Here is a 23,840-nt window from a genome sequence, read left to right as displayed (position 1 = left end):
CCTTAAGGTTTGGGGGTTGCGGTGCGCACCGGGCGGTCCAGGGGGCGCAGGGCGTCGAGGATGACGGCCTCGGGGTTGTCCACATTCTTGGCCCGCAGGACCTTGACCAGTTTTTCGTACCACGTATCCAAATCCACGTAATGGGCGATGGATTTGTATTCCGGCAAGGTCATCACCGAGGAATACACGGGGTTGTTGAATGCGTCGTGCCCGTTGAGCACCACCACGGAGAAGCGGCGATCGTCGGCGGTGAAGTCGAGGCGACACTCTTTGATGTCCGTGTTGGCGATGGTGCTGAGGTTGGTGATGGATTTTGCCCGGCTGAAGACCCCGGCGAGGATGCGTAATGCCTCCTGCTTCATATCGGTGAGGATCTCGCGTTCGCTCAGTTCGATGAGCAGGATGGATTTGTTGAGCTCGTAATAGAGGTCATCGAAGAGGTTGCTTCTTTTGAGCTCTTCGTAAAGGGCCTCGAAGTCTGCGTCTTCCGCGCGGCGGAAATGGCTCATGCTCGGCCGTTCGTGCTGGATGGCCTCGAAGTTGTCGCACACAAAGGGGACGATGGACGTGGTCTCGTAGAGATAGAACTCGAGGCCCACGGCCCCTTCTTCCTCCAGGATGGCGGAGACGGACAGGTCGGCCAGGAGGATCTGGCCGTTGTCCAAATCCAGGCCGTGCTCGGGGTAGAAGGACGCACACCGCGGGTCATCGCGGTCGAGCACGTAGTTGTAGATGGGGTACACCATGCCGTCTTGCTCATGGATGGCCAGCTCCTGCCAGGAGGCAAAGCGGGTGGCCACCATGTGCTCAAAAACCTTGCGGATGAACTTTTTGAGACAGACGGTGAAGAGCTTGAGCTCTTTGGCTCGGCCTTCGGGAAGCACCGCGGTGTCTTCGGAATCTTCGAGATACATGCTTTGATCCTTGCAAGCAGGGCGTGGGGCCGTGGCCGGAATGGTTCTAGGGAGAGGACGATGGGGTGTCAACGCCGGTACGCGTGCAAAAACGCGTTCTTGGCGGAAGATGCGTGTCCGGCGCAAGCGTTCGAGGCCGCCTTGACGGGGGGCAGGGTTTTCTCCAAAAGGCCGCGGCCACGAGGAGGAGTCTATGCAATTGGAATTGGAGTTTCCCTTGGCTTGGGAGTTTCGCGTGATCGCCGAGGACACCCCCGCCACCCAAAGCGCCATCGGCAAGGTGCTCGACCGCTATGGGTATGCGCAGCGTCCGGTGCGCGGCCGCGCTTCCCGGGGCGGGAAATACGTCACCTACAGCGTGCGGGTGGTGGTGCCGAGCCGCGACCACTTGGACGTCCTGGCCCACAGCCTTTCCTCCTGTCCGGGGGTGCGCTTCTTGCTGTAGCCCGTTGCTCTTGGCCCGCTTTGTGCTTTTCTTCCAGGCAAACGGCAATCCTTGCCGTGCGGAGGAAAGCCCATGACCATCGCCCCCCTGGCCGCCCTTGGCATTGCCAATACCGCGTTTTCGTTGATCCGCTCCCTTACTGCTTCGGCTGCCGCTCCCAAGGCGCACGCCTCGGCGCCCGTCCCTTCGCCATGGCATGCAGCAGCAAGCCGTCTCGATGTGCGCGCTGCCACCCCGGCAGAGCTTGCCCAGGTCGCCCAGGCGCTGTGTGACGCCGGGGTCATCACCGTGGAGCAATGCGCGACGTTGTCCCAAGACCCTGCCGCCGGGGCCGGTGGACTTCGCACCCGCGCCGATGCCGCCGGGCGGGTGGACTGGATAGCGGAATTCGAGGCCCGCCTTGCCCATGCCACGACCCAAGGCAACAGCCTGATGGCCGACCGCCTGGAGTCTGCCTTGGGTGTCCTCCAGCGTCTGGCCGCAGCCCGTCGCGGGCCGGTGCACGCCGTGGCGTGACGGATGCACCGCCCTGCCCCATGGCGGGTCTGTTCGGAAAAGCCCCTTCCGGACAGACCCGTTTGTTTTTTGCGTGGTTGCCAAGGGAGGGCGTTGCGGTGGAGGCGGATACTCGATATGGATGATCTCAAGGCCGCGAGTTGTATCCGCGTCTGGAGCGCGGCGCGTCCGTTGGGAAAAGGGGCTGCTCAACAGCACCACATAGGGACCTATGGAAAATATCTGTTCTGCACCGCAATTGCGTGAGGCCGAGGCGGGCGGCCAAGAGGCCTATACGCTGGAGCAACTCTCCCAGTACTGCACCGCCGCGGATTTGGGGTTGGAGTGCGCCTGCTCCAAGCGCCAGGAGATCAAGATCGGCACGGGCACGACGAGTCGCAAGGAAGAGAGCACCGTCTACTACTATGCCCGGCAGGTGGACGACGATGTCTTGGCCCTGCAGACCCTCAACGACCATTGGCTGCCGGTGGGCAAGCCTCAGGAGATCACCCTTGCCGAGTTGGTGACGCAGTACCAGCCGGAAGTGGACGTCTTTCTCAAGAAGATCCGGCCGGCCATGGTGGAGCTGCGCAAGACCATCGCCCGCGGCGACCGCCATCGCAAAAACGGGCAGCCGTACTCGGCGGAACTCGAATACAACCGCGCCCTGGCCATGGACGAAGACAACGTGCGCGCCCTCTTCGGCCTGGGGCTCACCTATCTCCAGTACGGTCAGCCGGAAAAGGCGCAAACAGTGTTCGAGCATTTGGTGAGCCTCGACGGCTTCATGGACCCAGCCCACAAGCACCTGTTCAACGAATTCGGCATCGCCCTGCGCAAGCAAAAACTCTACGACGAGGCCGAGCGCTACTATACCCGCGCCTTGGAAATCTGCCCGGACGACGAAAACCTGTATTTCAATCTCGGTCGGGCCATGTACGAGGCCGGCAAGCTGGAGCACGCCGCCAACGCCGTGCGCATTTGCCTCTCCCTCAACCCCCGGCACCAGGAGGCGGCAAAACTGGCCCGCGCCGTGGCCCGGGCCCAGGGGACATGAAAAACCCTCCCCGGAGGGAGGGTGGGTAGGAGGTTGCAGATGTGGGCTGTGCGAACTCCTTTTTCAGAAAATTATCTATTCGTCAAGTATATTTTTTTCTTTTTAGTGATACTGTCTGGTATCGGTTGCGATTCCCCTCCGGTGCGCATTGGCTTCGTGGGGGAGCTGACGGGGCCGTATGCGGATCTTGGAGTGGACGGCCGGGACGCGGTGCTCCTGGCCGCGGCTGAGGCCAACGCCAAGGGGGGAATCCAGGGCCGTCCCGTGGAGGTGGTGGTGCGCGATGCCGGCATGGATGCGGCGGCATGCGCCGTGGCGTTGGATGACGTCGCCGATCAGGGGGTGGTGGCCCTCGTGGGCCCCATGCTGAGCCGCCACGCCCAGGTGACTTTGGCGGCCATGGGGCGTCACCCGCAGGTGCTCTTCTTTTCTCCCACCATGTCCACGAGTCTCCTTTCTGGCCGCGACGACATGTTTGTGCGTTCCATCGCCAAGGCCGAGGACGAAGGGGCGCTCATGGCCGCGTATGCCGCCCAGCAAGGCTGGCTGCGGATCGTGGTCATTCAGGATACGGGCAATGCAGCCTATACCGGAGACGTTGTGCTGGGCCTGCGTTCCGCTGGAGGGCGCTGGGGAGTACAGGTCGTGCAGACTGTGCGCTATGCGGGCTCGCAGGGCTGTCCTGCAGATGCCTTGGCTGCGGAGGCCCTGACGTACCAGCCGCAGGCCGTGGTGCTGGCGGCAAATGCCCCCCAGACCATGGCCCTGGTGCGCGCCCTGCGTGCCCACCGGCCGGATCTGCCTCTGCTCTCGTCCAAATGGGCCGGGGTCCCGGAAGTGGCCGAGGCGGCGGACATGCAAGGTCTCTTGGTGGTGGGCAACGCCTGGCGCGCTGGCCCCAAGCTGACGCCGTTCAAGGAGGCGTTCCAGCGGCGCTATGGCCGACAGCCCTCGTACGGCGCGGTATGGACCTATGACTGTGTCTCCATCCTGTTCGATGCCATGGCCCGGGCCAAGCGTCTGGAAGGAGCTGCCATCAAGGAGGCCATTTTGGCCGTGCCGGTGTATCAGGGGTTGGAGCGGGAGATCCGCTTCGATGCCTTCGGTGATATCCTCTATGATTATCAGCTCCTGAAGGTGGCGGACGGATCCTTTCGTCCCGTGGAGGGCTTATGATGCGCGTGGTGTGGTGTTTTTGGGCGGCGTTGCTGGTGGTGGCCTGTGATGCCCCTCCGGTGCGTATCGGATTCGTGGCAGGACTCACCGGGCCGTATGCGGAATTGGGGGTGGATGGCCGGGACGCGGTGCTTCTGGCCGTGGCGGAGGTGGCGGCCAAGGGCGGCATCCACGGCCGGCCGGTGGAGGTGGTGGTCCGCGACGCCGGCACCGATGAGGTGGATTGCGCCGCAGCCCTGGAAGAGGTCGCTTCCCAAGGGGTGGTGGCGATCCTCGGGCCCATGGTGAGCCGGCACGCCCGGGTGACCTTGGCGGCCATGGAGCGCCACCCGGAGATCCTCTTCTTTTCGCCCACCATGTCCACGGAACTGCTTTCCGGCCGTGACGACATGTTGGTGCGCTCCATCGCCAAGGCCGCAGACCAGGGGGGGGTGCTGGCGCGCCATCTCCACGTCCAGGGGGCCGCCCAGGTCGTCCTGGTGCAGGACGCGGACAACGCCGAGTACACCAACGACGTGGCGGCGGCCTTTTGGCACACCGCTCGGCCGCTGGGGCTTTCCGGCCAGACGTTGACCTACGGACAAGGCGATCCCTTCGACGCCCCAAGTCTGGCAGCGCGTATCCGTGCCTTGGCCCCGGAGGCGGTCGTTCTGGTCTCCAATTCCCTGCACGCTGCGGCCATGGCCCAGGAGTTGCGGAAGGCCGGGGTAGGTGCGCGGCTGGTGGCTGCCAAATGGGCCCAGACCACGGACCTGATTCCCCTAGGCGGCAGGGCCGTGGAGGGCATGGTGCTCGTGGGTAACGATATGCGGCCTTCCGCAGAGATGTCCCGGTTTCAGGATTCCTTTCAGCAGCGCTACAGTCGGCAGCCTTCCTTTGCCGCTATTTGGAGCTATGACGCGGCCCGGATCCTTCTGGACGCCATGGGCCGCGCCCAGGGATTGACCGGGGCGGCCATCAAAGAGGCCGTCTTGGCAGTGCCCGTGTACCAAGGGCTGGAGCGGGAGATCCGCTTTGATGCCACCGGCGATGCGATCCACGACTATCGCTTGGTGGTGGTGCGCGATGGTCGCTACGAACCCCTTGAGGAGACGCCGTGACGCAGAGCTTCTTCCAGTTTGTGCTGCGGCGGGTGGTCGCGCTTCTTACTGTCGGCGCCGTGGTGCTCGTCCTGATGGGCTCTGCCTTGTGGTGGCTGCATGTGCGCTCCGTGGCCGAAGACCATTGCCAAGACATCGTCCGGGTGGCGGTGCAGGCCAGCCAGGATGCGTTGCTCCTCGCTCAGGCGACGCTGCATACCTGCCTGCAGGACTTGGAGCGGATTCCTGCGGTGCGTCTGCAGGAAGAAGTCGTGCGTTTGGAGCACCTCTATCCCCAGTTCTCCCGCCTGCTGGTGGTCGGCCGGGATGGGATCGTGCAGGCGAGTTCGGATCCCGGGCTTGTGGGCTGGGATCTCTCCCGGCATCCAGGAGTGGTCGGGACATGGCAGCATGGGGCGTATATTTCCGACGTTCTCGTGGATCCGCGCTCGGGCGCTCCGAGTGTGGAGATAGGGGTACAGGGCGGCGACGGCGTCCTGCTTGCAGCCTTGGATTTACGCAGTGTTCAGAAACTGGTGCGAAGCTTTTCGTCGGCGCACGTGGAGGTGGCCATGGCGGACCACCAGGGCCGTCTCATTGCCCACCCCGAGGCAAGGCGTGTGCTGGAGCGCCAGATAGATACGTGGTTTGGGTCGGTCGTCGACCTTGAAGACTGGGGGATTCGCGAGGTGGAGGATGCCCGATTCTTGGGGGCTGCAGGGCGGATCCAGCCAGTGGGGTGGCTGGTTGTGGTGCGTCTTTCCAAGGAGAGCCTGCGCCGTCCGGTGCTGTGGGGGGCCTCCTTTTTTGCCCTATTGGGGGGGATCGGCCTGATCGTGGGAGGCCTGGTGGCCCGGGGCCTTGCCCATTGGGTGACGCAATGCCTTGACGACATGGCGCGGCAGGCCTCGGCCGTGGCCGCCGGTGAGTACGACGCCCGGGTGCGACCGCCCGGCATGCTGGAATTGGACGCCCTGGCCGAGAGCCTGAACCATATGGCGCAGGAGGTGCGCCAACGGGAGTTGGACAATGTCCAGCTCAACCTCAATCTGGAGGACCAACTGGCCCATGTGCAGGCCTTGGCCTCCCTCAACCGCTCGATCTTGGAGAGCGTGGCCGAGGGGATCTTGGGTCTGGACGCCATGGGGCGGCCGGTTTTGGTCAACGAGGCCGCACGGGTGCTCTTGGATGATGGCTCCGGCGCGCCCCTCTGGCAGAGTCCTTCTTGGAGCTGGCCCTTTGGAGTGGCGGTGCTGGCCGGCCACTCCCAGCGCGGGGTCATGGAACTGCCCTCCGGGCGCATCGTGGAGTATGCCTTTGTGCCTTTGCGGCAGCAGGGGCGCCTCTACGGCGTGGTATCGCTGGTGGACGTCACCGAACGGGAGAAGCTCCTGCGCGCCCAGGAGGAAGCCCGCCGCCAGGCCGAAGAGGCCAGCCGCATGAAGGACGAGTTTCTTGCCAACATGAGCCATGAGCTGCGCACTCCCTTGAACGGCATCATGGGCGTGCTGCAACTGCTGCGCCTGGAAAACCTCCCGCCGCAGCAGGCGGAGCAGGTGGCCGTGGCCCTGGATTCTGCCCGCAATCTCTTGCGGGTGCTCACGGATATCCTGGAACTCAGCCGCGCTGCCGCCGGGTTTGCCGCGCAGCGCGCTCCTGTGGACGTAGTGGACGTGGCAAACCACGCCTTGGCCTTGGTGCGCACCCAGGCGCAGCGAAGCGGCGTGGAATTGCGGCTGGAGGCCGAAGAGCACCTGTGGGTGGAGAGCGATGCCGCACGGCTGCGGCAGATCCTCATGAATCTGGTGGGCAACGCCGCCAAGTTTACCCCTCACGGAGAGGTGGTGGTGCGTGTGGATGCGCTCACCAGCGCCGATGGCCGGCAGCGCCTGCTGTTGCAGGTGGAAGACACGGGTATCGGCATGATTGCCGCCCATCTGCCCCGCGCCTTCGAGCGCTTCCGCCAGGAAGACGCCTCCCTGACCCGCAAGTATCAGGGCGCGGGGCTGGGGCTTGCCGTGGTCAAGCGCCTGGTGGAGTTCATGGGTGGGACCATCACCGTGGATACGGCCCCGGGCGAAGGATTTTGGATTGCGGTCTGCGTGCCTGCCCGGCGGGTTGCGCCGCCGGCCGAAGAGACGATGTCGTCCTCGCACGAGGGCCTGCCGCAATACGGCCTCAAGGTGCTCGTGGTGGAGGACGACGACGTCAACCGTTTCATGGCCCGGGCATTGCTGCAAAAATTGGGCTGCCACGTGGAGGAGGCGGTCAATGGTTTGGAGGCGTTGGCGCGGCTGCGTGCAGACCATTATGACGTGGCCTTCTTGGACATCCAGATGCCGGAGATGGACGGTTTGCAGACCGCCCGCGCCATTCGCAGTTATCCAGAGTTTGCCGGCATGGCCGCCATGCCCTTGGTGGCGCTCACCGCCCATGCCCTTCCCGAAGACGAGGCTCGGGCCCGGGATGCGGGCATGGGGTACTTTTTGACCAAACCTCTCGATATCCATCAGCTCATGGCTGTTTTGGATCGCATCGTGACGGCCCTTGCCGTGTAGCAGCGGCAGGGGCATCCAGGCCCAGCCTGGGAAGTGGACGGCGACTTGGGTGCTCATGCAGAAAACTCCTTGACGAGCAGGGGGGACTTCGGCCAAAGAGAGCGCCTCGACGGCGGACGCCGCGAGGATGTGGTGGATGTAGCTCAGTTGGTGGAGCTCCTGGTTGTGGCCCAGGCGGTCGCGCGTTCAAGTCGCGTCATCCACCCCAAAACAAGACGCACGGCAGAACCTGGAGGTTCTGCCTTTTTTGTTCTTCATCAGGAGGCGTGCGGTGCGGTATACCGGTATCAACCACTTGGCCTTGGTGACTGCGGACATGCAAAGGACCATCCGCTTCTGGCGGGACCTTTTGGGCATGCCCATGGTGGTGAGCCTTGGGCACCCGGGATATCGCCACTATTTTTTCCAGATTTCCGAGTACGACATGATCGCCTTTTTCGAGTGGCCCGGGGTGGAGCCAGTCGCGGAGAAGGACCATGGCGTGCCGGTGCGCGGCCCGGTGGCCTTTGATCACGTCTCCATCGGCGTGGCCGAGAAGGACGACCTGTGGGAAGTCAAGGCCCGGCTGGAGGCCGCAGGCTTCTGGGTATCCGAGGTGATCGACCATGGGTTCATCCTTTCGGTGTACGCCTTTGACCCCAACAACATCCCCATCGAGTTCAGCTGGCCGGTGCCGGAATGTGACGTGCGCCGCCATCCTGTCTTGACCGATACCCATCCGCCGGCAGCAGCCACGGAAGGCAGCACCCCGCGGCCAGAGGTATGGCCCCACGGAGAAGTTGCTGCCGATCGTACCGTGTATCCTGGAGAAGGGGAGATGATTCGCCGCAGGATTCTCAAATAAGGAAGAGGGTGTTTCATGGATCGATTTGTCATCGAAGGCGGCCGCCCGCTGGATGGCCGCATTGCGGTAAGCGGCTCCAAGAACGCCGCCCTGCCTATCCTTCTGGCCGCCACCTTGGCGGATGAGCCGGTGCGGATCGGCAATGTGCCGTGTCTGCGCGATATCGACACCACCATCCAGCTCCTTGGCCTCTTGGGGTGCCGGGCGGAGCGCGAGGCGGGCGGGGACGTCGTGATCCACGCCTGTGACCTGCGGCCGGAGGCCCCGTATGACCTGGTGCGCACCATGCGCGCCTCGGTCTTGTGTTTGGGGCCCCTGCTGGCCCGCTTGGGTACGGCGCGAGTGGCCCTGCCTGGAGGGTGCGCCATCGGCGCCCGGCCGGTGGATATGCATCTCAAGGGACTGGAAAAGATGGGGGCCCGGTTTTCCCTGGAGCACGGCGATATCGTCGGCTCCTGTCCGGACGGTCTGCACGGCGCCCATATCCTCTTGGATTTTCCCACCGTGGGCGGCACGGAGAACCTCATCATGGCCGCGGTCTTGGCCGACGGAGAGACCGTCATCGAAAACGCCGCCCGGGAGCCGGAAATCGTGGACCTGGCGGAGTTCTTGCGCGCCTGCGGGGCGCGTATCAGCGGCCATGGCAGTAGCGTGGTGCGCATCGAAGGGGTGCCGCGCCTTGCGGGATGTTGCTACCAGGTCATGCCCGACCGCATCGAGGCCGGCACCTACCTGGTGGCCGCAGGCATCACCCGGGGGCGCCTGGAGTTGGAGCACTGCCCGCTGGCGGCCTTGGACGCCGTCACCGCCAAGCTGCGGGAAATGGGCATGCGTATCGAGGCGCGCGGGGACGTGGTGGTGGCGGAGGCCACCGGCCCGCTGATGTGCCAGGATGTCACTACCCAGCCCTATCCAGGGTTTCCCACGGACATGCAGGCCCAGATCATGGCGCTCATGACCGTCTCCCAGGGCGCAGGCACCATTACGGAAGGGATTTTTGAAAACCGCTTCATGCACGTGCCGGAGCTCTGCCGTCTGGGCGCGCACATCACCTTGGCGGGACAGACGGCCGTGGTGCGCGGGGTGCAGCGTCTCACCGGCGCGCTGGTCATGGCCTCGGACCTGCGGGCCAGCGCCTGTCTGGTGCTCGCCGGGCTTGCTGTCCAGGGCACCACGGTGGTGCGGCGTATCTACCACTTGGACCGCGGCTACGAGGCCATGGAGCGCAAGCTCGCTGCCGTGGGCGCCTGCATCCGCCGGGAGAAGGAATAAGGAGCGGTTTTTGGCTTCTCCCCTTGCCTGATGGGTGGTTGGAGTGCTATGGAGGGCATATAACCCTCGCATCCAGGAGGTGGGGTATGGTGCAAGTGGACGCGCAGTGGCAGGAGGTGACCGGGCTGGACCGTCAGACCGTAGGGGCCATGGTGGTGACCAAGACCTTGAACACCATGCACCAATGGCAGCGGCAGCATCGGGGGGCAAGCTCGCTCTACGATTTTCAGCAGGACGTGCTTTTGCCTGTGTACACGGGGCGAGGCACGATTATGGATTCGTGGGGCTAGCGGCACCTTGAGGCGTGCTTCATCATCAAAACCCGGGGGCCCCTCCCCGGGTTTTTGGCGGAGTGTGTGCTGGCGTTATGCCCGCGGCGAGCGGTGGGAGAGGGCTTCGATTTCCGCCTGGAGCTGGGCGAGGATCCCGGTCTTGATGGCGGTCGCACCCGCTCCATGAGTTCCAGGAAATAGACCAGATTCGCGAGGGGCGAGCGCTTGCCTTTGTGGGGCGCCAGCGCCTGTTGTTTGACGCCCTGATGCGGATTCATTATGTGTTTTTCAAAGCCGGTGCAGCAGCGGTGAAGGCAGCCACGAAAAAAAGCCCCGAGGAGCATGGTCCATGACCGAAGAACGCCACAATCCCGCATCCCATCATGAGTTGACGCTTGACCCTAAAACCATTGATGTCTTGATTGCGAATATCATCCCCACCTCGAAATATTTCGAGAGCCGGTTCGACAATCTGCAATACCAGGTCAATGAGATCAAAGAGGACATCAAAAACCTGGAAACTCGCATGGACAAGCGCTTCGAGCAGGTGGATGCGCAGTTTGTCGCCGTGCGTGCGGAGATCAAGGATCTTGAAGACCGCATGAACAAGCGTTTCGAGCAGGTGGATGCGCAGTTTGTCGCCGTGCGTGCGGAGATCAAGGATCTTGAAGACCGCATGAACAAGCGTTTCGAGCAGGTGGACAAGCGTTTCGAGCAGGTGGATGCGCAGTTTGTCGCCGTGCGTGCGGAGATCAAGGATCTTGAAGACCGCATGAACAAGCGCTTCGAGCAGGTGGACAAGCGCTTCGAGCAGGTGGATGCGCAGTTTGTCGCCGTGCGTGCGGAGATCAAGGATCTTGAAGACCGCATGAACAAGCGTTTCGAGCAGGTGGATAAGCGTTTCGAGCAGGTGGATGCGCAGTTTGACGCTGTACGGGAGGAGATCAAACATCTTGAAGACCGCATGGGCAAACGCTTCGAACAGATGGACAGTAAATTGGATAAGCTCATCGAACGCATTGACCGTCGCATCGACGAAGGGTTGCGGGAGAACCGCAGTCAAATGATGCGCATGTTCACTTTTGCCATGACCTTTTCGGCCATCTCCATGATTGGATTCATCGGTAAAATGCTTCAACTTTTCTAGTAAATAAAGATTATAATTTCACCACGCCACTCCATCGGCAAAAGGATTTTCGCCTGGTGCTGTTGGCAATCGTGCACCGCTGCAGGCAAGGAGACGGGCGGCGCAGCGCGCTGCGGCTAGCGATCGTAGAGGGCTTCGATTTCCGTCTGGAGCTGGGCGAAGGTCCCGGTCTCGATGGCGGTGCGCACCCGTTCCATGAGCCCTAGGAAATAGGCCAGGTTGTGGATGGTGTTCAGCCGGTAGGCGAGCAGCTCCTGGGTGACGTAGAGGTGCCGCAGGTAGGCCCGGCTGAAGGTGCGGCAGGTGAAGCACGAACAGGCGGGGTCCAAGGGCGAGTCGTCCTCGGCGTACTCGGCGCGCTTGATGGTGATGCGGCCAAGGCTCGTAAAGAGGGTGCCGTTGCGGGCGTTGCGGGTGGGCAGCACACAGTCGAACATGTCGATCCCCGCTGCCACCCCGCGCACCAAATCCAGAGGCGTCCCCACACCCATGAGGTAGCGGGGCTTGTCCTGAGGCAGTTCGGGGGCGATAGTCTCCAGAATTTCCAGCATTTCCGCCTTGGATTCCCCGACGCTGAGCCCCCCTAGGGCGTAGCCGTCAAAGGGGATGTCGGTAATCTGCTTGAGGCTTTCCCGGCGCAGATCGAGAAAGAATCCCCCCTGCACGATGCCAAAGAGGAGCTGGGGGCTCTCTGTGGGGTGTGCTTCCCGGCAGCGTTTGGCCCACCGGGTGGTGAGGGCCAGGGAGCGTTTGGTGTACTCGCGGTCTGCGCCGTAGGGCACGCACTCGTCGAGGACCATCATGATGTCCGAGCCCAGGTTGGTCTGGATTTCGATGACCTTTTCCGGGGTGAAGAGGTGGCGGGAGCCATCGATGTGCGAGGCGAAGAGCACGCCCTCTTCGCTGATGCGCCGTAAGCTCGAAAGGCTGAAGACCTGGAACCCGCCGGAATCGGTGAGGATGGGGCGCTCCCAGCCCATGAAGCGGTGCAGCCCGCCGCGGCGGGCGATCATGGCGTCGCCGGGCCGCAAGTACAGGTGGTAGGTATTGCCGAGAATGATCTGCGCGCCCACGTCGCGCAGGTCTTGGGGGCACACGGCCTTGACCGTGCCGCGGGTCCCCACGGGCATGAAGATGGGCGTTGGGATTGGGCCGTGGGCCGTGGTCAGTGTCCCCCGGCGGGCTTGGCCGTCGGTGGCGATGAGGGAAAAACAGGTCACAGGGGAACTCCGTTGCGAGGGCAGATATCGGCAAGCGGGCATGCAGTGCAGCGGGGTTTGCGCGCCAAGCAGACCTCGCGGCCGAAGAGCACGAGGTAGTGGTTGAGATCGCCCCAGGTGGGGCGCGGAAAAAGTCCCATGAGATCGCGTTCGATGCGGTCCGGCTGGGTAGCCGTGGTGAGTCCGAGGCGGAAGCTCACGCGCTTGACATGGGTGTCCACGGCGATACCCTCATGAATTCCGAAGGCGTTGGAAAGGACGATATTGGCGGTCTTGCGCGCCACGCCAGGCAGGGTGAGGAGTTCGGCCATGGTTTGGGGAACGTTCCCGCCGAAGCGTTCCTGCAGGATGCGCGCCGTGGCCTGCAGGTGCCGGGCCTTGGCGCGGAAAAATCCAGTGGAGTGGATGACGCCTTCGATGTCGGCAAGCTCGGCCTGGGCGAGGTGCGCGGGCGTGGGCCAGCGGGCGAAGAGTTCTGGGGTGACGTGGTTGACCCGGGCATCGGTGGTCTGGGCGGAAAGCATGGTGGCCACCAAGAGTTCCCAGGGGGTCGTCCAGTTCAGTTGGGTGCGGGGCGCCGGGTAGCGAGCGCGCAAACGGTGGAGCACCAGGGAGGCGTGATGGCTGCGCATGTGATTCTCTATGTCACGGTTCCGGATGAAGCCACGGCCAAGACCGTGGGCCGGGCGCTCTTGGAAAACAGGGAGGCGGCGTGTGTCAATATCCTGCCGGGCATGCGCTCCATGTACTGGTGGGAGGAGGCCATCGAAGAGACCCAGGAAGTGGTTCTCCTGGTCAAGACCTGCCGGCATGTGGTGGAGGCCGCCCGCCAGCGCATCGTGGCCATGCACCCGTATGCGGTGCCGTGCGTTATCGGTTGGGATATGCACTATGGCCACCCGCCGTTTTTGGAGTGGTTGGAAGACCAGTGTGCTGCAGCACATCAGAGGTAAGCGGTGCGTTTTCATCGTATTGTGATGGGCTGTCAGATGAATGAGGCCGATGCCTCGTGGCTTTCCCACGCCTTGATCGCCCGTGGCTGGGAGGAGACCTCGGAAGAGGACGCGCAGGTCTTTATCGTGCTGACCTGCAGTGTGCGGGAAAAGCCGGAGCACAAAGTCTACTCCGTGCTGGGGCGTCTTGCCCCGCGCTTGGGAGCAGACGGCTTCGTGGCCGTGGGCGGATGCGTGGCCCAGCAATTGGGCGAGACCCTGTGGCAGCGGTTTCCGGGCGTGCGCCTGGTGTTTGGCACCGATGGCACGAGCATGGTGCCGGACGCCTTGCTGCGGCTGGCCCAGCATCCGGGGCGGCGCCTGAGCCTTCTTGATTTCGCCGAGGTCTACCCGGAGCGGGAGGGAAATTTGCCAGACGCCGTGCCTGCCCAGGCGTACGTCTCCATCATGCAAGGGTGCGACAATTTTTGCGCCTACTGCATCGTGCCCTATACCCGCGGACGGCAGAAGTCGCGCCGGGCCGCCGCAGTGGTGGCCGAGTGTCAGGACCTGGTGGCGCGAGGGGTGCGGGAGATCACCCTCCTTGGGCAGAACGTCAATAGCTTTGGCCAGGATGCCAGTGGTGATGGCACGAGCTTCGCCGCGCTGCTCCGGCAAGTGGCGGCCATCCCAGGGCTCATGCGCCTGCGTTTTACCACCTCGCACCCCAAGGACATCGCCCCGGAGGTGGTGGCCGCCTTTGCGGATCTGCCCAACCTTTGTCCGCACGTGCACCTGCCGGTACAGTCCGGGTCCAATGCGGTGTTGGCGGCTATGGGGCGGCGCTACACCCGGGAAAAATATCTGGAAACCGTGGCCGCCCTGCGGGCGGCGCGGCCGGAGATCGCTCTGACGACGGATCTTATCGTGGGGTTTCCCGGAGAGAGTGCCGCGGATTTCGCCGATACCGTGCGCTTGGTGGAGGAAGTGGGCTTTGCTTCGGGGTTTTCCTTCAAGTATTCGGACCGGCCAGGCACCCGCGCCGAGAAGCTCCCCTTCAAGGTCCCGGAGGAGGAGAAGGCCCGCCGCCTGGCCCTGCTTCAAGAGACCCTTGGCCAATGCACGGCGCGTGACCTTGCGGCCCAGGTGGGTCGGGAGGTGGAGGTGTTGGTGGAAGGGCAAAGCCGATCGCAGGATGGAACTGTGCCCTGGTGGATGGGGCGGGACGGCGGAGGGCGCATCGTGCATTTTCCTGCGGCGCGTGCGAACTTGGCCGGCCGCTTGGTGCGGGTGCAGGTGCAGGAGTCCACGAAACACGCCCTGCGCGGGGAGATGATGGGGGAACCATGGTAGCCATGCAGGTGTTTGGGCTGGCCTTGGATGAAGATTCCCAGGTGCCCATCTTGATTCTCAAAAGCGAAGAGGACGCTATTTTTCCCATTTGGATCGGGGCCATGGAGGCCATGGCCATTTCCATGGCCCTCAATAACCTCACGCCGCCTCGCCCCATGACCCATGACCTTTTGCTGTCGGTGGTGGAAAAATTGGGGTTTACCTTGATGGCGGTGGAGATCGTCTCTGTGGTGGAGGGGACGTACTACGCGGAGCTCGTCCTTGCCCGCGGCGAGGAACGGGTGCGCATCGACTGCCGGCCCTCGGACGGGGTGGCGCTGGCCCTGCGCGCCAAGGCAGGGATCTTTGTCGCCCCTGAGGTGCTTGCGGCAGGCGCGGCCCGCACCAACCAGGATTTTCAGGAGGTCCTGACCGACGAGTCGAGCGAAAAATGGACCGAAATCCTGGCCAAATACTCCCTCGACGACATCAAGTATAAGATGTGATCGCCGATCTTTGCCTGCATTCCTGCCTGTCCGATGGCAGGTCCACGCCCGCGGCCATGCTTGCCCGCGCCCACATGCTGGGGCTGCGGGCCGTGGCCTTGGCGGAGCACGCCGATGGTGTCACCATGGCGCGTACCTTGGAGCAGATCCAAGAGCTTGCGCGGGCGTATTCCGCTCTCTGGGACCTGATGGTGGTGGCGGCCGTGGAGTTGACGGGTGCCCCGCCTGCCGCCTTGGCCGAGGAGGTAGCCCGGGCTCGGCGTTTGGGCGCGGGGTTGGTGCTGGTGCACGGCGAAGGGATGGGAAACGCGGCCGTGCCAGGCACCAATTTGGCGGCCATTGAGGCTGGGGCGGATATCCTTGCGCACCCCGGCTTGCTCGCTGAGGCCGAAGCGGCGCGCGCGGCGCAGACGAAGACGGCGTTGATGCTCACTGCCCAGCCAGGGCATTGTTTGGCCAATGGGCATGTGTGGCGTTTGGCCAGGCAGCACGGCGCGCCGGTAGTGGTGAGCAGCGGGGCGCACCAGGAAGGGGAACTCTTGGGCCCCGGGGGGCTGCGGGCCGTGGCTTTGGGGGCGGGCATGGGGGAAGTGGAGTGGCGCGCCTGCCAAACTCACGCCTGGACTCTTGCATGCCGCAAGCTCCAGGTATAAGAGCGCGCAGCTTTGTGGGGGATTGTTTGCCCCATCGCATTATACACTCAAGAACACCAGCGACAGAGGCACGAATATGCAAGGCGCAGTACAGGTAGAAACTGGGGTAGGGCCTATGACCAACGGCACGGGCGTGACCGGGCAGGCCCTGGAAATGGGGCAGCCCATGGGGGGGCTTCCGATCGCTGGAGGGGTGCCGGAGTTCGACTTTTGGCACATGGTGGCCAACGCCACTTGGGTGGTGCAGGGCGTCCTTCTGCTCTTGGTGCTGATGTCGCTCATCAGCTGGTCCATCATCTTCTTCAAGGTGATCCAGCTCAACCTCTACCGTTTGCGTACCATGCGCGAACGAGAGCTCTTCTTGGGGGCCGCCAATCTGGCCGATGGGGTGCAGATCTTGCGCGAGCAATCGGGGTCATGCCTTTATCCTGTGGCCAAGCTGGGTATTGCGGAGCTCAAACGGCTGGAAAAGTCGACCATTCATCCGAACCTGAAATTTCGCGTGGCTGGCGAGAACTTGGAGCGCGTCCTGCAGCAAGGGGTGCATGGGCTGATCACCGAGCTTTCGCGTACCATGACCTTCCTGGCCACCTGCGCCAACGCATCGCCGTTCATTGGCCTTTTTGGTACGGTATGGGGGATCCTCAACTCTTTCCATGCCATCGGGCAGATGAAGACCGCAGCCCTGGCCGCCGTGGCGCCGGGCATCTCCGAGGCGTTGGTGGCCACAGCCATCGGGTTGGGCGTGGCCATTCCAGCTTCTTTGGCGTATAATACGTTTACCGGTATGTTGGGCACGATTCAGTCGCACATGGAACACTTTATCGTGGACTTTTTGAACCGCGCCCAGTTGGAGCTTCCCTGGCTCGGGAAGCGGGAGTAAGACATGCACACCCATCGTGGCGGTCTTATCGCCGAGATCAACGTGACCCCGTTTGTGGATGTCATGTTGGTTTTGCTCATTATCTTCATGGTGACGGCCCCCATGCTCACCCAGGGGGTGGAAGTGGATTTGCCCGAGACCAAGACTGTGGAGACCTTGCCCGAGGATAGCGAGGCCGTGGTGCTCCATGTGCGGAAAGATGGAACGGTGAAGCTGGACAAATATCCCGTGGAGTTGGCCAATCTGGCTGGGCAACTCAAGCGCATGGGGATTGCCAAGGATCGGATGCTGTATTTGCAGGCGGACAAGGAAGTGGCTTACGGCATCGTCGTCAAGGTCATGGCCGAGATCCGTTCCGCTGGCATTCAAAAACTCGGCGTGGTGGCTGAGCCGGAAGAGACTCGTTAGGCCGTGGTGCCGTGAAGATGTTGCGTCCGATCAGTGCCCTTTTGTCCGTAGGGCTTCACGTTGCCGTGCTTTTGCTCGCTTTGTGGGCTCCTTCGGAGCGGCATATCCGCATTGATTTGGACCAGCCGGTCTACGAAGTGAGCTTGCTTGGGGCTCCGGCCAAGGCGGGTGCGGGCAGTAAGCCGAAACCGTCTCCTGCCCCGGCCCCGGCGCCTGCCCCTGAGGCTGCGGCCAAACCCGCGCCGAAGCCGGCCACAGTGGAAGAACCGCCGGCACCGCCCAAGGCGGTGAAAAAGGAGTTGCCCAAAGAGGTAGCCCCCATTCCTGCGGAAAACGCCACCAAGACCGCGCAGAAAGAGGAAAAGCCCAAGGAGGCACCGAAGACCGAGCCGCCGAAGGAAGAGCCCAAAAAGGAAACGGCTAAAAAAGAAGAAGAAGCCAAGAAAGAAGAGGCCAAGAAAAAAGACGAGCTTGCGAAGAACGCCACCGCCAAGGCGGAGGCCAAAAACGCGACGGCGAGTACCAATGCCACCAAGAGCGCCAAGGATATTGTCGCTGAAGCGTTGCAAAGCGCCCGCAAGGAAGCCGGGGTGAAGGGCGGCACAGGGAGTGGTGCCGCTACGGATGCCTTGCAGGCGGCCTTGGCAGAGGTGCGGGGCAGTGTGGGCTCGGGGGCAGGCACGGGGACGGGCTCAGGTACGGGTGACGGTCGCGGCGATGCGGACACAGGCGGCGGGCTCGGGGGCGGTTACGCCCAGCAAGCAGTGGCCTTGATCCGACCCAATTGGCGCTTTCCTCGTATTGGCTCTGTGGATATGGTCGCTACCGTGGAGTTGACGGTCGCCCCCAATGGCCAAATTATGGCTGCCCGTTTGTTGCAGAGTTCCGGTCGGGCGGACTATGACGCCTCGGTGCTGCGGGCCATTCAGGATACCGAGGCCCTGCCCCCTTTGCCAGCAGGCATTGGTCCGAAAATCGTGATTACTTTCCATAGCCTCGAGTAGAGGAGATCTATCCGTGCGTTCTGTCCTTCTTTGTATATTGCTTCAGATGGTGCTGCTGCCCATGCCGGTGTGGGCAGGTGACGTCCTTACCGTCGACATCTATGGCCCCGGCCAAACGAAGATCAACGTCTTTATTGCCGACCCCTTGCCCCGAGAGGCGAGCACCCCGCTTACGGCAGTGCCGGAAAACGCCCCGGCCACCTTGCAGCAATATATCCAAAGCAATTGCGCGTTCTTGCCGTTTTTTTCCATGGTGTCGGGCCGGGATGTGGTGGGCGGCTCTTCGCCCGGGGGGTATGTGGCCCCCAATATCGATTTCCAACGCTTCAAGCTTTCCCGGGTCGACGTCCTGGTGACTGCAGCGTGGCAGCCCCGGTCCGGAGGATTGGGCGACGTGGAACTGCGCGCCTATGAAGTCTTCAGCGGCAGGTTGATCGTCGGGCGCGGTTATACGGTGCAAAATCGTCAGCAATTGCCGGAGGTGGCGGCGCGTTTTTGCGCGGACCTCATGGAGGCGCTTACCGGCCGCGGGGATTTTTTCCGCTCCAATTTGGCGTTCGTGAAGCGGGATGGCCAGCGCAAGCAGATCTTCATGTCCACGGCCCAGGGTGTTGGAGTGCAGCAGCTCACCAATCTCAATGGGGTGTGCATGAGCCCCTCCTGGTCTCATGACGGACAAAAATTGGTCTTCGCCTTCCTAGATGAGAAAGGCCACTCCATTTGTGAATGGAACCGCCAGACCCGTGAGCTGCGGCGGCTCAAGATGCCGGGTGCCACGGTGATTTCGCCGACTTTTACCGCCCGGGGCACCATTGCCGTCACCTTGGATATGGGCGGCAGCCCGGACATCTATGAGTTGAACCCGGATTTTTCCATTGCCCGGGTGCTCGAGCAGAATTGGGGAATTGACGTGTCTCCGGATTTCGATCAAACGGGCTCGAAGATGGCGTTTGTGTCCAATCGACTTGGCAATCCCCAGGTCTTTATCAAAGATCTTACCTCTGGCGCCGTCTCTCGGGTGTCCTTTGATGGCAAATACAACACTGCTCCCTCCATCAGTCCGGACGGCAAACTCGTGGTGTATTCGCATCTCATCAATGGGTATCACAAATTGTTTTTGGCGGATTTGACTTCAGGGGTGGAACGGCAATTGACTTTTGGGCCAGGGAGTGATGAAGATCCTTCGTGGTCCCCGGATGGGTACTTTATCGCCTTTGCCTCGAGTCGTGCTGGCGGGTATCAGATCTATGTGACCACCAAGCACGGCGATGAACCTATTTTGATCCCAACCGGACCGGGAGAGAGTTTTTCTCCGGCCTGGGGGAAGTTATAAGGTGTATTTGGGTATGTTTTCCAAAAAATTGTCTCAGGAGGAAGTTGCTATGAAACGTTTCGGACTGTTGGGTGTGGCTTTGTTGGCCATGGGTTTGATGGTGGCTGGCGGTTGCGCGAAGAAGGTGAGCTCTACCCCGGCGGGTGCCTCGGCTTCCGCTTCCACCGGTGCGGGCAGCCAGGGCGGCCTGACGGAAGCAGAGCGCCAGAAGATGATGGCCATCGAGAAGATCCAGGCCAACCGGATTTACTTTGCCTTCGACTCCAATGAGCTGTCGCAGGAATCCCGCCAGATCCTCACCGAGAAAGCCCAGCTGATGAAGGCCAATCCTTCCATCATGTTGGTCATTGAGGGCCATTGCGATGAACGCGGCACCAATGAGTACAACATGGCCCTGGGTGAGCGTCGTGCCCGCGCTGCCAAGGATTTTCTGGCCCTCTCCGGTGTGGACGCGAGCCGCATCCAGACCATCAGCTACGGCGAAGAGCGGCCCACCTGCACCGAGAAAAACGAGGCTTGCTGGTCCAAGAACCGTCGTGACGAGTTCCGCGCGCAGTAGTCTCCTGGTGGGGTGACATGTCCAAGGGCTGGCGGGGAAACCTGCCGGCCCTTGATGTTTTTGGGATGCTGGACTTTCCTCGGCCCCTCGTCTAACGGCCCTTTGCCTTCTGGGGCGTGTTTGGGACATTTAGCTCGCAAGGATTGCCATATGCTCCGTATTGAAAACCTCCACGTGCGTGTGGGCGGCAAGGAGGTCCTCAAAGGGATCAACCTTGTCATCGAAGAAGGAGAGACGTTTATCCTCTTTGGCCCCAATGGGTCGGGAAAGACCACGCTGCTCATGACTCTGATGGGATTTTCCGGCTATGAGGTCACCGAGGGCCGGATCGTGTTCAAGGGAGAGGATATCACCCATCTGCCCATTTTCGAGCGGGCGCGCCGGGGAATCGGGATGTCCTTCCAGCGTCCGCCCACCATCCATGGCCTCAAGACCCGGGATTTGGTGCGGCTTTGCGCCCGGGGGCGGGAGGTGGACATAGAGACTTTGGCGCGCCGGGTGCATTTCGAGACCTTTTTGGACCGCGACATCAATGCCGGCTTTTCCGGAGGCGAGATCAAGCGTTCGGAACTCTTGCAGCTCATGGCCCAGGACCCAAGCCTGGTGCTCTTCGACGAGCCGGAATCGGGCGTGGATTTGGAAAACATGGCGCTCATCGGGCGTACCGTACGCGCCTTGCTCGACAAGACTGCGGATCCCACCCCGGAGATGAGCATGCGCGATCTGCGGCGCCGCAATACGACCTCGGGACTCATCATCACACACACCGGATATATCTTGGACTACGTCAACGCCGATCGCGGCCAGGTGATGTATCAGGGGGTCTTGTGCTGTGACACCCGCCCCACGCGGCCGCGGGATATTTTGGACCACATCTCCAAGTACGGCTACAAGGAGTGCATCCGATGCCTGAACTAAAGACCCCTCAGGTGGACTTGAACGCCTTTCTTTTTCAGGGAAAAAATCCATCAACGGTGGATGACCCAAAGAGCCTCGACGCCACGGAAAAGCATGAGCTGCGCATGGTTGGGGTGGATGTGGACTCCCCGCGGGCTGGGACGTTCTTGCAGTTTGACCATGCCCCGGTGCATTGTTCCTCTGCCCGTCCTGGAGTGGAGGTCTTGCCCATCCAAAAAGCCCTGGATCGCTACAACGGTTTGCCGGAATATTTCTGGCGCGCCGTGGACCCGGACAAGGATGATTTTACCCGTGCTGCGCGCCAGGAGCCACTGCATGGTGGATATTTCATCCGCGTGCAGCCTGGCGTCCATGTGGAAGAACCAGTGCAGACTTGTCTCTTTATCAAGGGCGATGCGGTTGGGCAGAACGTCCACAATATCGTGGTGGTGGAAGAAGGCGCCGAGGTGCACATCATCACCGGGTGCGCCACTTCGCATGGGGTATCTTCCGCGCTGCACCTCGGTATTTCGGAATTTTACATCAAGCGCGGCGGGAAACTCACCTTCACCATGGTGCACAACTGGGGCAAAGAAGTCGCAGTGCGGCCGCGCACCGTGGGCATCGTGGAAGAAGACGGTGTCTTTTTGAGTAACTACGTGCTGCTCAAGGAAGTGCGCTCCGTGCAGTCGTATCCCACCATCCATCTCAATGGCCCGGGGGCGGTGGCGCGGTTCAATTCGGTGATCGTGGCGCCTTCGGGATCGCATGTGGATACGGGCAACCGCATCGTCCTCAATGCCCCAGGCACTCGGGGCGAGATCGTCTCCCGCACCATCACCACCGGCGGCACCATCATCGCTCGGGGCGAGATCATCGGCAATGCCGTGCCCGCACGGGGGCATCTCGAATGTAAGGGACTCATTCTGGGAAGCGGCGGCATCATTCACGCCATCCCGGAGCTGCGAGGCACCCGCGCGGGCGTGGAGCTTTCGCACGAAGCCGCGGTGGGGAAGATCGCCCAAGAAGAGATCGAATATCTCATGGCGCGTGGACTGGATGAAGACGAGGCCACCGCCACCATCGTGCGCGGTTTTCTCAATGTGGAGATCATGGGGCTGCCACAGGAATTGCGGGAATCCATCGACGCCACCATCGCCGAACTGGACGCCCACGACGCCATGTAATGCCCGGTACCCGCGCGCATCTGGTTTGTGGCATAAGTCTTGGAGCAGGGGCGTGGTACGTGCTGCGCAGCACGTACCGTTTCGATCCTTCGCCGGCATCGCTGGCCGCCCTTGCCGCATGCGTGGCCTTGGGATCGGTGTTTCCGGACGTAGATACCGATTCCAAGGCCCGACGTTTTTTCTACGCTGCCTTGTTTGTGCTGGACGCCGCCTTGCTGCTTTCCGGCCAGGTGCGTTGGGCCGCGGTCTTGGGGCTGGTGGCCATGCTGCCCGCCATGGGGGCGCATCGGGGATGGACGCATCGCTGGTGGGCGGCACTGGTGGTGCCGCTTGCGGTGCTGGGGGTGGCCGCCTGGCTTTTTTCCTGGCCGCCCCTTTCCTTGGGTCCGTACTACGCCGCCACGGTGCTCGGGTATGCGAGTCATCTGGTGGTGGATCGTGTGCTCTAGAGACCCGCTAGGAATGGAGTTTGGCGTAGAGCCGCAAATAGAGGTCTCCCCGCCACGGCCCAAGCCGACGGCCAAGACCCTTGAGCCGAATGGGCTTTCCCAAGCGGAAGTCCCAGGGGAGGGTGAGCTCGACGGTGCGCGTCTGCCACGAGAGCGGCAGGCGCAGGGACAGGCGCAGCCGGGAGCCTGGGGCGAGGTTGCGGGCCGGGACCTCCATGCTGTGTTCCACATCGAGTTGTGAGCGCAGCCAGTTGTGGAGGCGCTCCTTGAACGAGGTCGGGGCAGGGCTTGGGGTCCGTGCGCCCATCTCGGCGCTGCCTTCCTCCACCACGCTGGCGCCGGTACGCAGTTTGCGGAAGATGTCTTCGAAGACCTGCTTGGCGAAGGGGTCGTTCAAGATATCGCGCAGGATTTCTTCGTGGCGGGCGGAGAAGAACTCCGGGCCGGAAGTGCCTTTGGTGGACTGGGCCTTGGCGGCCTCTTCTTCGAAGATGGTCTCTGCGGAATAGTGCCGTTGGCCTTGGGTCTGGGAGCGTGATGGCTGCTCCAGATGGCGCTTGAGGGTGACGTAGGCCTCGTTGATGCGGGTGAAGCGTTCTGCGGCGCTGCGGTCTCCGGGGTGCAGATCCGGGTGGTAGCGGAAGGCCAGGCGTCGGTACGCGGCCTTGACCGCGTCGAGATCCGCGTTGGGAGGCACTTCGAGCAGCCGGTAGCACTGGGAAAGGGTGGGGCGGCTCATGCCTCGTCCTCCGGAGGCAGTACCAGGGCGGCGGCTTCATCGGCGCGCCCGCTTTTGAGCAGTCCATGTTTCCGGAGGTAGCTGCGGCCTTCTTCGGCAAAGCGGGCGTGGCCGGCAGCCGGATTGATCCCCGGACAGGCGTCTTGGGCCAGTTCCCAACTGACGGCATCGAGGATATTGCCCCGGAAAAACGGCCAGGCGCGGCAGATGTCCGGCTTGGCCGCGTGGACCCCACAGCCCACTCCGTTGACGAAAAAGACACAAAACCCATCCTCCCGGCAGCGCAGTACCCACTTGCGGCCTTGGGGCTGGGCGTACTGGGCGGTGAAGGCGCTTTCCTCCATGCCAAGATGGGCTGCCAGGCGCTGGCGTTCCGGGGCGGAGACGACGATGCCGCCCTGGCCTTGGCAGCACTGCCCACAACGCTGGCACGTAAAAACGTCCATGCATCCTCCTTGTGTCTGCTGGCGGTGCCCTGG

At 62.6% G+C, this 23,840-nt stretch carries 27 protein-coding genes and 1 tRNA gene; 23 read left to right on the top strand and 5 right to left on the bottom strand.

Annotated elements, in window-relative coordinates; genetic code table 11:
• Positions 1-2: 2 nt before the first annotated feature.
• Positions 3-914, bottom strand: a complete 912-nt coding sequence (locus QMF81_RS08630; protein WP_281750402.1) for a hypothetical protein — start codon at positions 912-914, stop codon at positions 3-5.
• A gap of 193 nt (positions 915-1,107) precedes the next feature.
• On the opposite strand from QMF81_RS08630, the gene QMF81_RS08625 reads away from it, so the two are divergent.
• From QMF81_RS08625 to QMF81_RS08575, 11 genes are all read left to right on the top strand, one after another.
• Entirely contained in the window at positions 1,108-1,359 is a 252-nt protein-coding gene (locus QMF81_RS08625; protein WP_281750401.1) for a DUF493 domain-containing protein, read from the top strand.
• A 72-nt stretch (positions 1,360-1,431) separates the two neighbouring features.
• A complete protein-coding gene (locus QMF81_RS08620; protein WP_281750400.1) occupies positions 1,432-1,875 on the top strand; it encodes a hypothetical protein in 444 nt (147 codons plus the stop codon).
• 211 nt (positions 1,876-2,086) lie between these two features.
• Entirely contained in the window at positions 2,087-2,911 is an 825-nt protein-coding gene (locus tag QMF81_RS08615; protein WP_281750399.1) for a tetratricopeptide repeat protein, read from the top strand.
• 141 nt (positions 2,912-3,052) lie between these two features.
• Entirely contained in the window at positions 3,053-4,087 is a 1,035-nt protein-coding gene (locus QMF81_RS08610) for an ABC transporter substrate-binding protein (protein WP_281750398.1), read from the top strand.
• Positions 4,084-5,187 (top strand): ABC transporter substrate-binding protein, encoded by a 1,104-nt coding sequence (locus tag QMF81_RS08605; protein WP_281750397.1) that lies wholly within the window; start codon positions 4,084-4,086, stop codon positions 5,185-5,187. Before QMF81_RS08610 ends, QMF81_RS08605 begins: the two co-directional genes overlap by 4 nt.
• The gene (locus tag QMF81_RS08600; protein WP_281750396.1) at positions 5,184-7,724 is read left to right on the top strand and encodes an ATP-binding protein; all 2,541 of its coding nucleotides are present in this window, start codon (positions 5,184-5,186) and stop codon (positions 7,722-7,724) included. Before QMF81_RS08605 ends, QMF81_RS08600 begins: the two co-directional genes overlap by 4 nt.
• Positions 7,725-7,856: 132 nt before the next feature.
• Positions 7,857-7,932 (top strand) — tRNA-His (locus QMF81_RS08595).
• Between the two features lie 63 nt (positions 7,933-7,995).
• Positions 7,996-8,568, top strand: coding sequence for a VOC family protein (locus QMF81_RS08590; RefSeq protein ID WP_281750395.1), 573 nt, complete (start codon positions 7,996-7,998; stop codon positions 8,566-8,568).
• A gap of 15 nt (positions 8,569-8,583) precedes the next feature.
• Positions 8,584-9,840 carry a UDP-N-acetylglucosamine 1-carboxyvinyltransferase gene (murA, locus tag QMF81_RS08585; protein ID WP_281750394.1) on the top strand — a complete coding sequence of 419 codons (1,257 nt, stop codon included), beginning with the start codon at positions 8,584-8,586 and terminating at the stop codon, positions 9,838-9,840.
• An 86-nt stretch (positions 9,841-9,926) separates the two neighbouring features.
• Positions 9,927-10,130 (top strand): hypothetical protein, encoded by a 204-nt coding sequence (locus QMF81_RS08580; RefSeq protein ID WP_281750393.1) that lies wholly within the window; start codon positions 9,927-9,929, stop codon positions 10,128-10,130.
• 331 nt (positions 10,131-10,461) lie between these two features.
• Complete coding sequence (locus QMF81_RS08575; RefSeq protein ID WP_281750392.1) at positions 10,462-11,259, top strand: hypothetical protein; 798 nt, start codon at positions 10,462-10,464, stop codon at positions 11,257-11,259.
• A 116-nt stretch (positions 11,260-11,375) separates the two neighbouring features.
• Here QMF81_RS08575 and tgt read toward each other — a convergent pair whose 3' ends face one another.
• Positions 11,376-12,521, bottom strand: a complete 1,146-nt coding sequence (gene tgt / locus QMF81_RS08570) for a tRNA guanosine(34) transglycosylase Tgt (RefSeq protein ID WP_281750391.1) — start codon at positions 12,519-12,521, stop codon at positions 11,376-11,378.
• Positions 12,476-13,111 (bottom strand): endonuclease III, encoded by a 636-nt coding sequence (gene nth / locus QMF81_RS08565; RefSeq protein WP_281750390.1) that lies wholly within the window; start codon positions 13,109-13,111, stop codon positions 12,476-12,478. Before nth ends, tgt begins: the two co-directional genes overlap by 46 nt.
• Between nth and cutA the strand changes: the two genes are divergently transcribed.
• From cutA to QMF81_RS08505, 12 genes are all read left to right on the top strand, one after another.
• Positions 13,100-13,432: a divalent-cation tolerance protein CutA gene (gene cutA / locus QMF81_RS08560; protein WP_281750389.1), complete on the top strand. Its 333-nt coding sequence runs from the start codon at positions 13,100-13,102 to the stop codon at positions 13,430-13,432. The two genes, nth and cutA, sit on opposite strands and share 12 nt — an antisense overlap.
• A gap of 3 nt (positions 13,433-13,435) precedes the next feature.
• Entirely contained in the window at positions 13,436-14,764 is a 1,329-nt protein-coding gene (miaB, locus tag QMF81_RS08555) for a tRNA (N6-isopentenyl adenosine(37)-C2)-methylthiotransferase MiaB (RefSeq protein ID WP_281750388.1), read from the top strand.
• Positions 14,758-15,249, top strand: a complete 492-nt coding sequence (locus QMF81_RS08550) for a bifunctional nuclease family protein (protein WP_281750387.1) — start codon at positions 14,758-14,760, stop codon at positions 15,247-15,249. Before miaB ends, QMF81_RS08550 begins: the two co-directional genes overlap by 7 nt.
• Positions 15,246-15,902: a histidinol phosphate phosphatase domain-containing protein gene (locus QMF81_RS08545; RefSeq protein ID WP_281750386.1), complete on the top strand. Its 657-nt coding sequence runs from the start codon at positions 15,246-15,248 to the stop codon at positions 15,900-15,902. Before QMF81_RS08550 ends, QMF81_RS08545 begins: the two co-directional genes overlap by 4 nt.
• A gap of 115 nt (positions 15,903-16,017) precedes the next feature.
• On the top strand, positions 16,018-16,785 hold the full coding sequence (locus QMF81_RS08540) for a MotA/TolQ/ExbB proton channel family protein (RefSeq protein ID WP_281750385.1): 768 nt from the start codon (positions 16,018-16,020) through the stop codon (positions 16,783-16,785).
• A gap of 3 nt (positions 16,786-16,788) precedes the next feature.
• The gene (locus QMF81_RS08535; RefSeq protein ID WP_281750384.1) at positions 16,789-17,193 is read left to right on the top strand and encodes an ExbD/TolR family protein; all 405 of its coding nucleotides are present in this window, start codon (positions 16,789-16,791) and stop codon (positions 17,191-17,193) included.
• A gap of 17 nt (positions 17,194-17,210) precedes the next feature.
• The gene (tolA, locus tag QMF81_RS08530) at positions 17,211-18,197 is read left to right on the top strand and encodes a cell envelope integrity protein TolA (RefSeq protein ID WP_281750383.1); all 987 of its coding nucleotides are present in this window, start codon (positions 17,211-17,213) and stop codon (positions 18,195-18,197) included.
• 13 nt (positions 18,198-18,210) lie between these two features.
• Entirely contained in the window at positions 18,211-19,530 is a 1,320-nt protein-coding gene (locus tag QMF81_RS08525) for a hypothetical protein (RefSeq protein ID WP_281750382.1), read from the top strand.
• A 49-nt stretch (positions 19,531-19,579) separates the two neighbouring features.
• Positions 19,580-20,089 carry a peptidoglycan-associated lipoprotein Pal gene (gene pal / locus QMF81_RS08520; protein ID WP_281750381.1) on the top strand — a complete coding sequence of 170 codons (510 nt, stop codon included), beginning with the start codon at positions 19,580-19,582 and terminating at the stop codon, positions 20,087-20,089.
• Positions 20,090-20,239: 150 nt separating this feature from the next.
• On the top strand, positions 20,240-21,007 hold the full coding sequence (locus tag QMF81_RS08515; RefSeq protein ID WP_281750380.1) for an ABC transporter ATP-binding protein: 768 nt from the start codon (positions 20,240-20,242) through the stop codon (positions 21,005-21,007).
• Positions 20,995-22,173 (top strand): SufD family Fe-S cluster assembly protein, encoded by a 1,179-nt coding sequence (locus QMF81_RS08510; protein ID WP_281750379.1) that lies wholly within the window; start codon positions 20,995-20,997, stop codon positions 22,171-22,173. The genes QMF81_RS08515 and QMF81_RS08510 overlap by 13 nt, the downstream gene beginning before the upstream one ends.
• On the top strand, positions 22,173-22,622 hold the full coding sequence (locus QMF81_RS08505) for a metal-dependent hydrolase (RefSeq protein WP_281750378.1): 450 nt from the start codon (positions 22,173-22,175) through the stop codon (positions 22,620-22,622). The genes QMF81_RS08510 and QMF81_RS08505 overlap by 1 nt, the downstream gene beginning before the upstream one ends.
• Positions 22,623-22,629: 7 nt before the next feature.
• Here the strand turns inward: QMF81_RS08505 and QMF81_RS08500 are convergent, their stop codons facing one another.
• Positions 22,630-23,361, bottom strand: a complete 732-nt coding sequence (locus tag QMF81_RS08500; protein WP_281750377.1) for a DnaJ domain-containing protein — start codon at positions 23,359-23,361, stop codon at positions 22,630-22,632.
• A complete protein-coding gene (locus tag QMF81_RS08495; protein WP_281750376.1) occupies positions 23,358-23,807 on the bottom strand; it encodes a YkgJ family cysteine cluster protein in 450 nt (149 codons plus the stop codon). Before QMF81_RS08495 ends, QMF81_RS08500 begins: the two co-directional genes overlap by 4 nt.
• Positions 23,808-23,840: the final 33 nt, after the last annotated feature.

Source organism: Thermodesulfomicrobium sp. WS (genome assembly GCF_027925145.1).
Taxonomy (GTDB): Bacteria; Desulfobacterota; Desulfovibrionia; order Desulfovibrionales; family Desulfomicrobiaceae; genus Thermodesulfomicrobium.
This window is presented reverse-complemented; position numbering and strand designations above follow the sequence as displayed.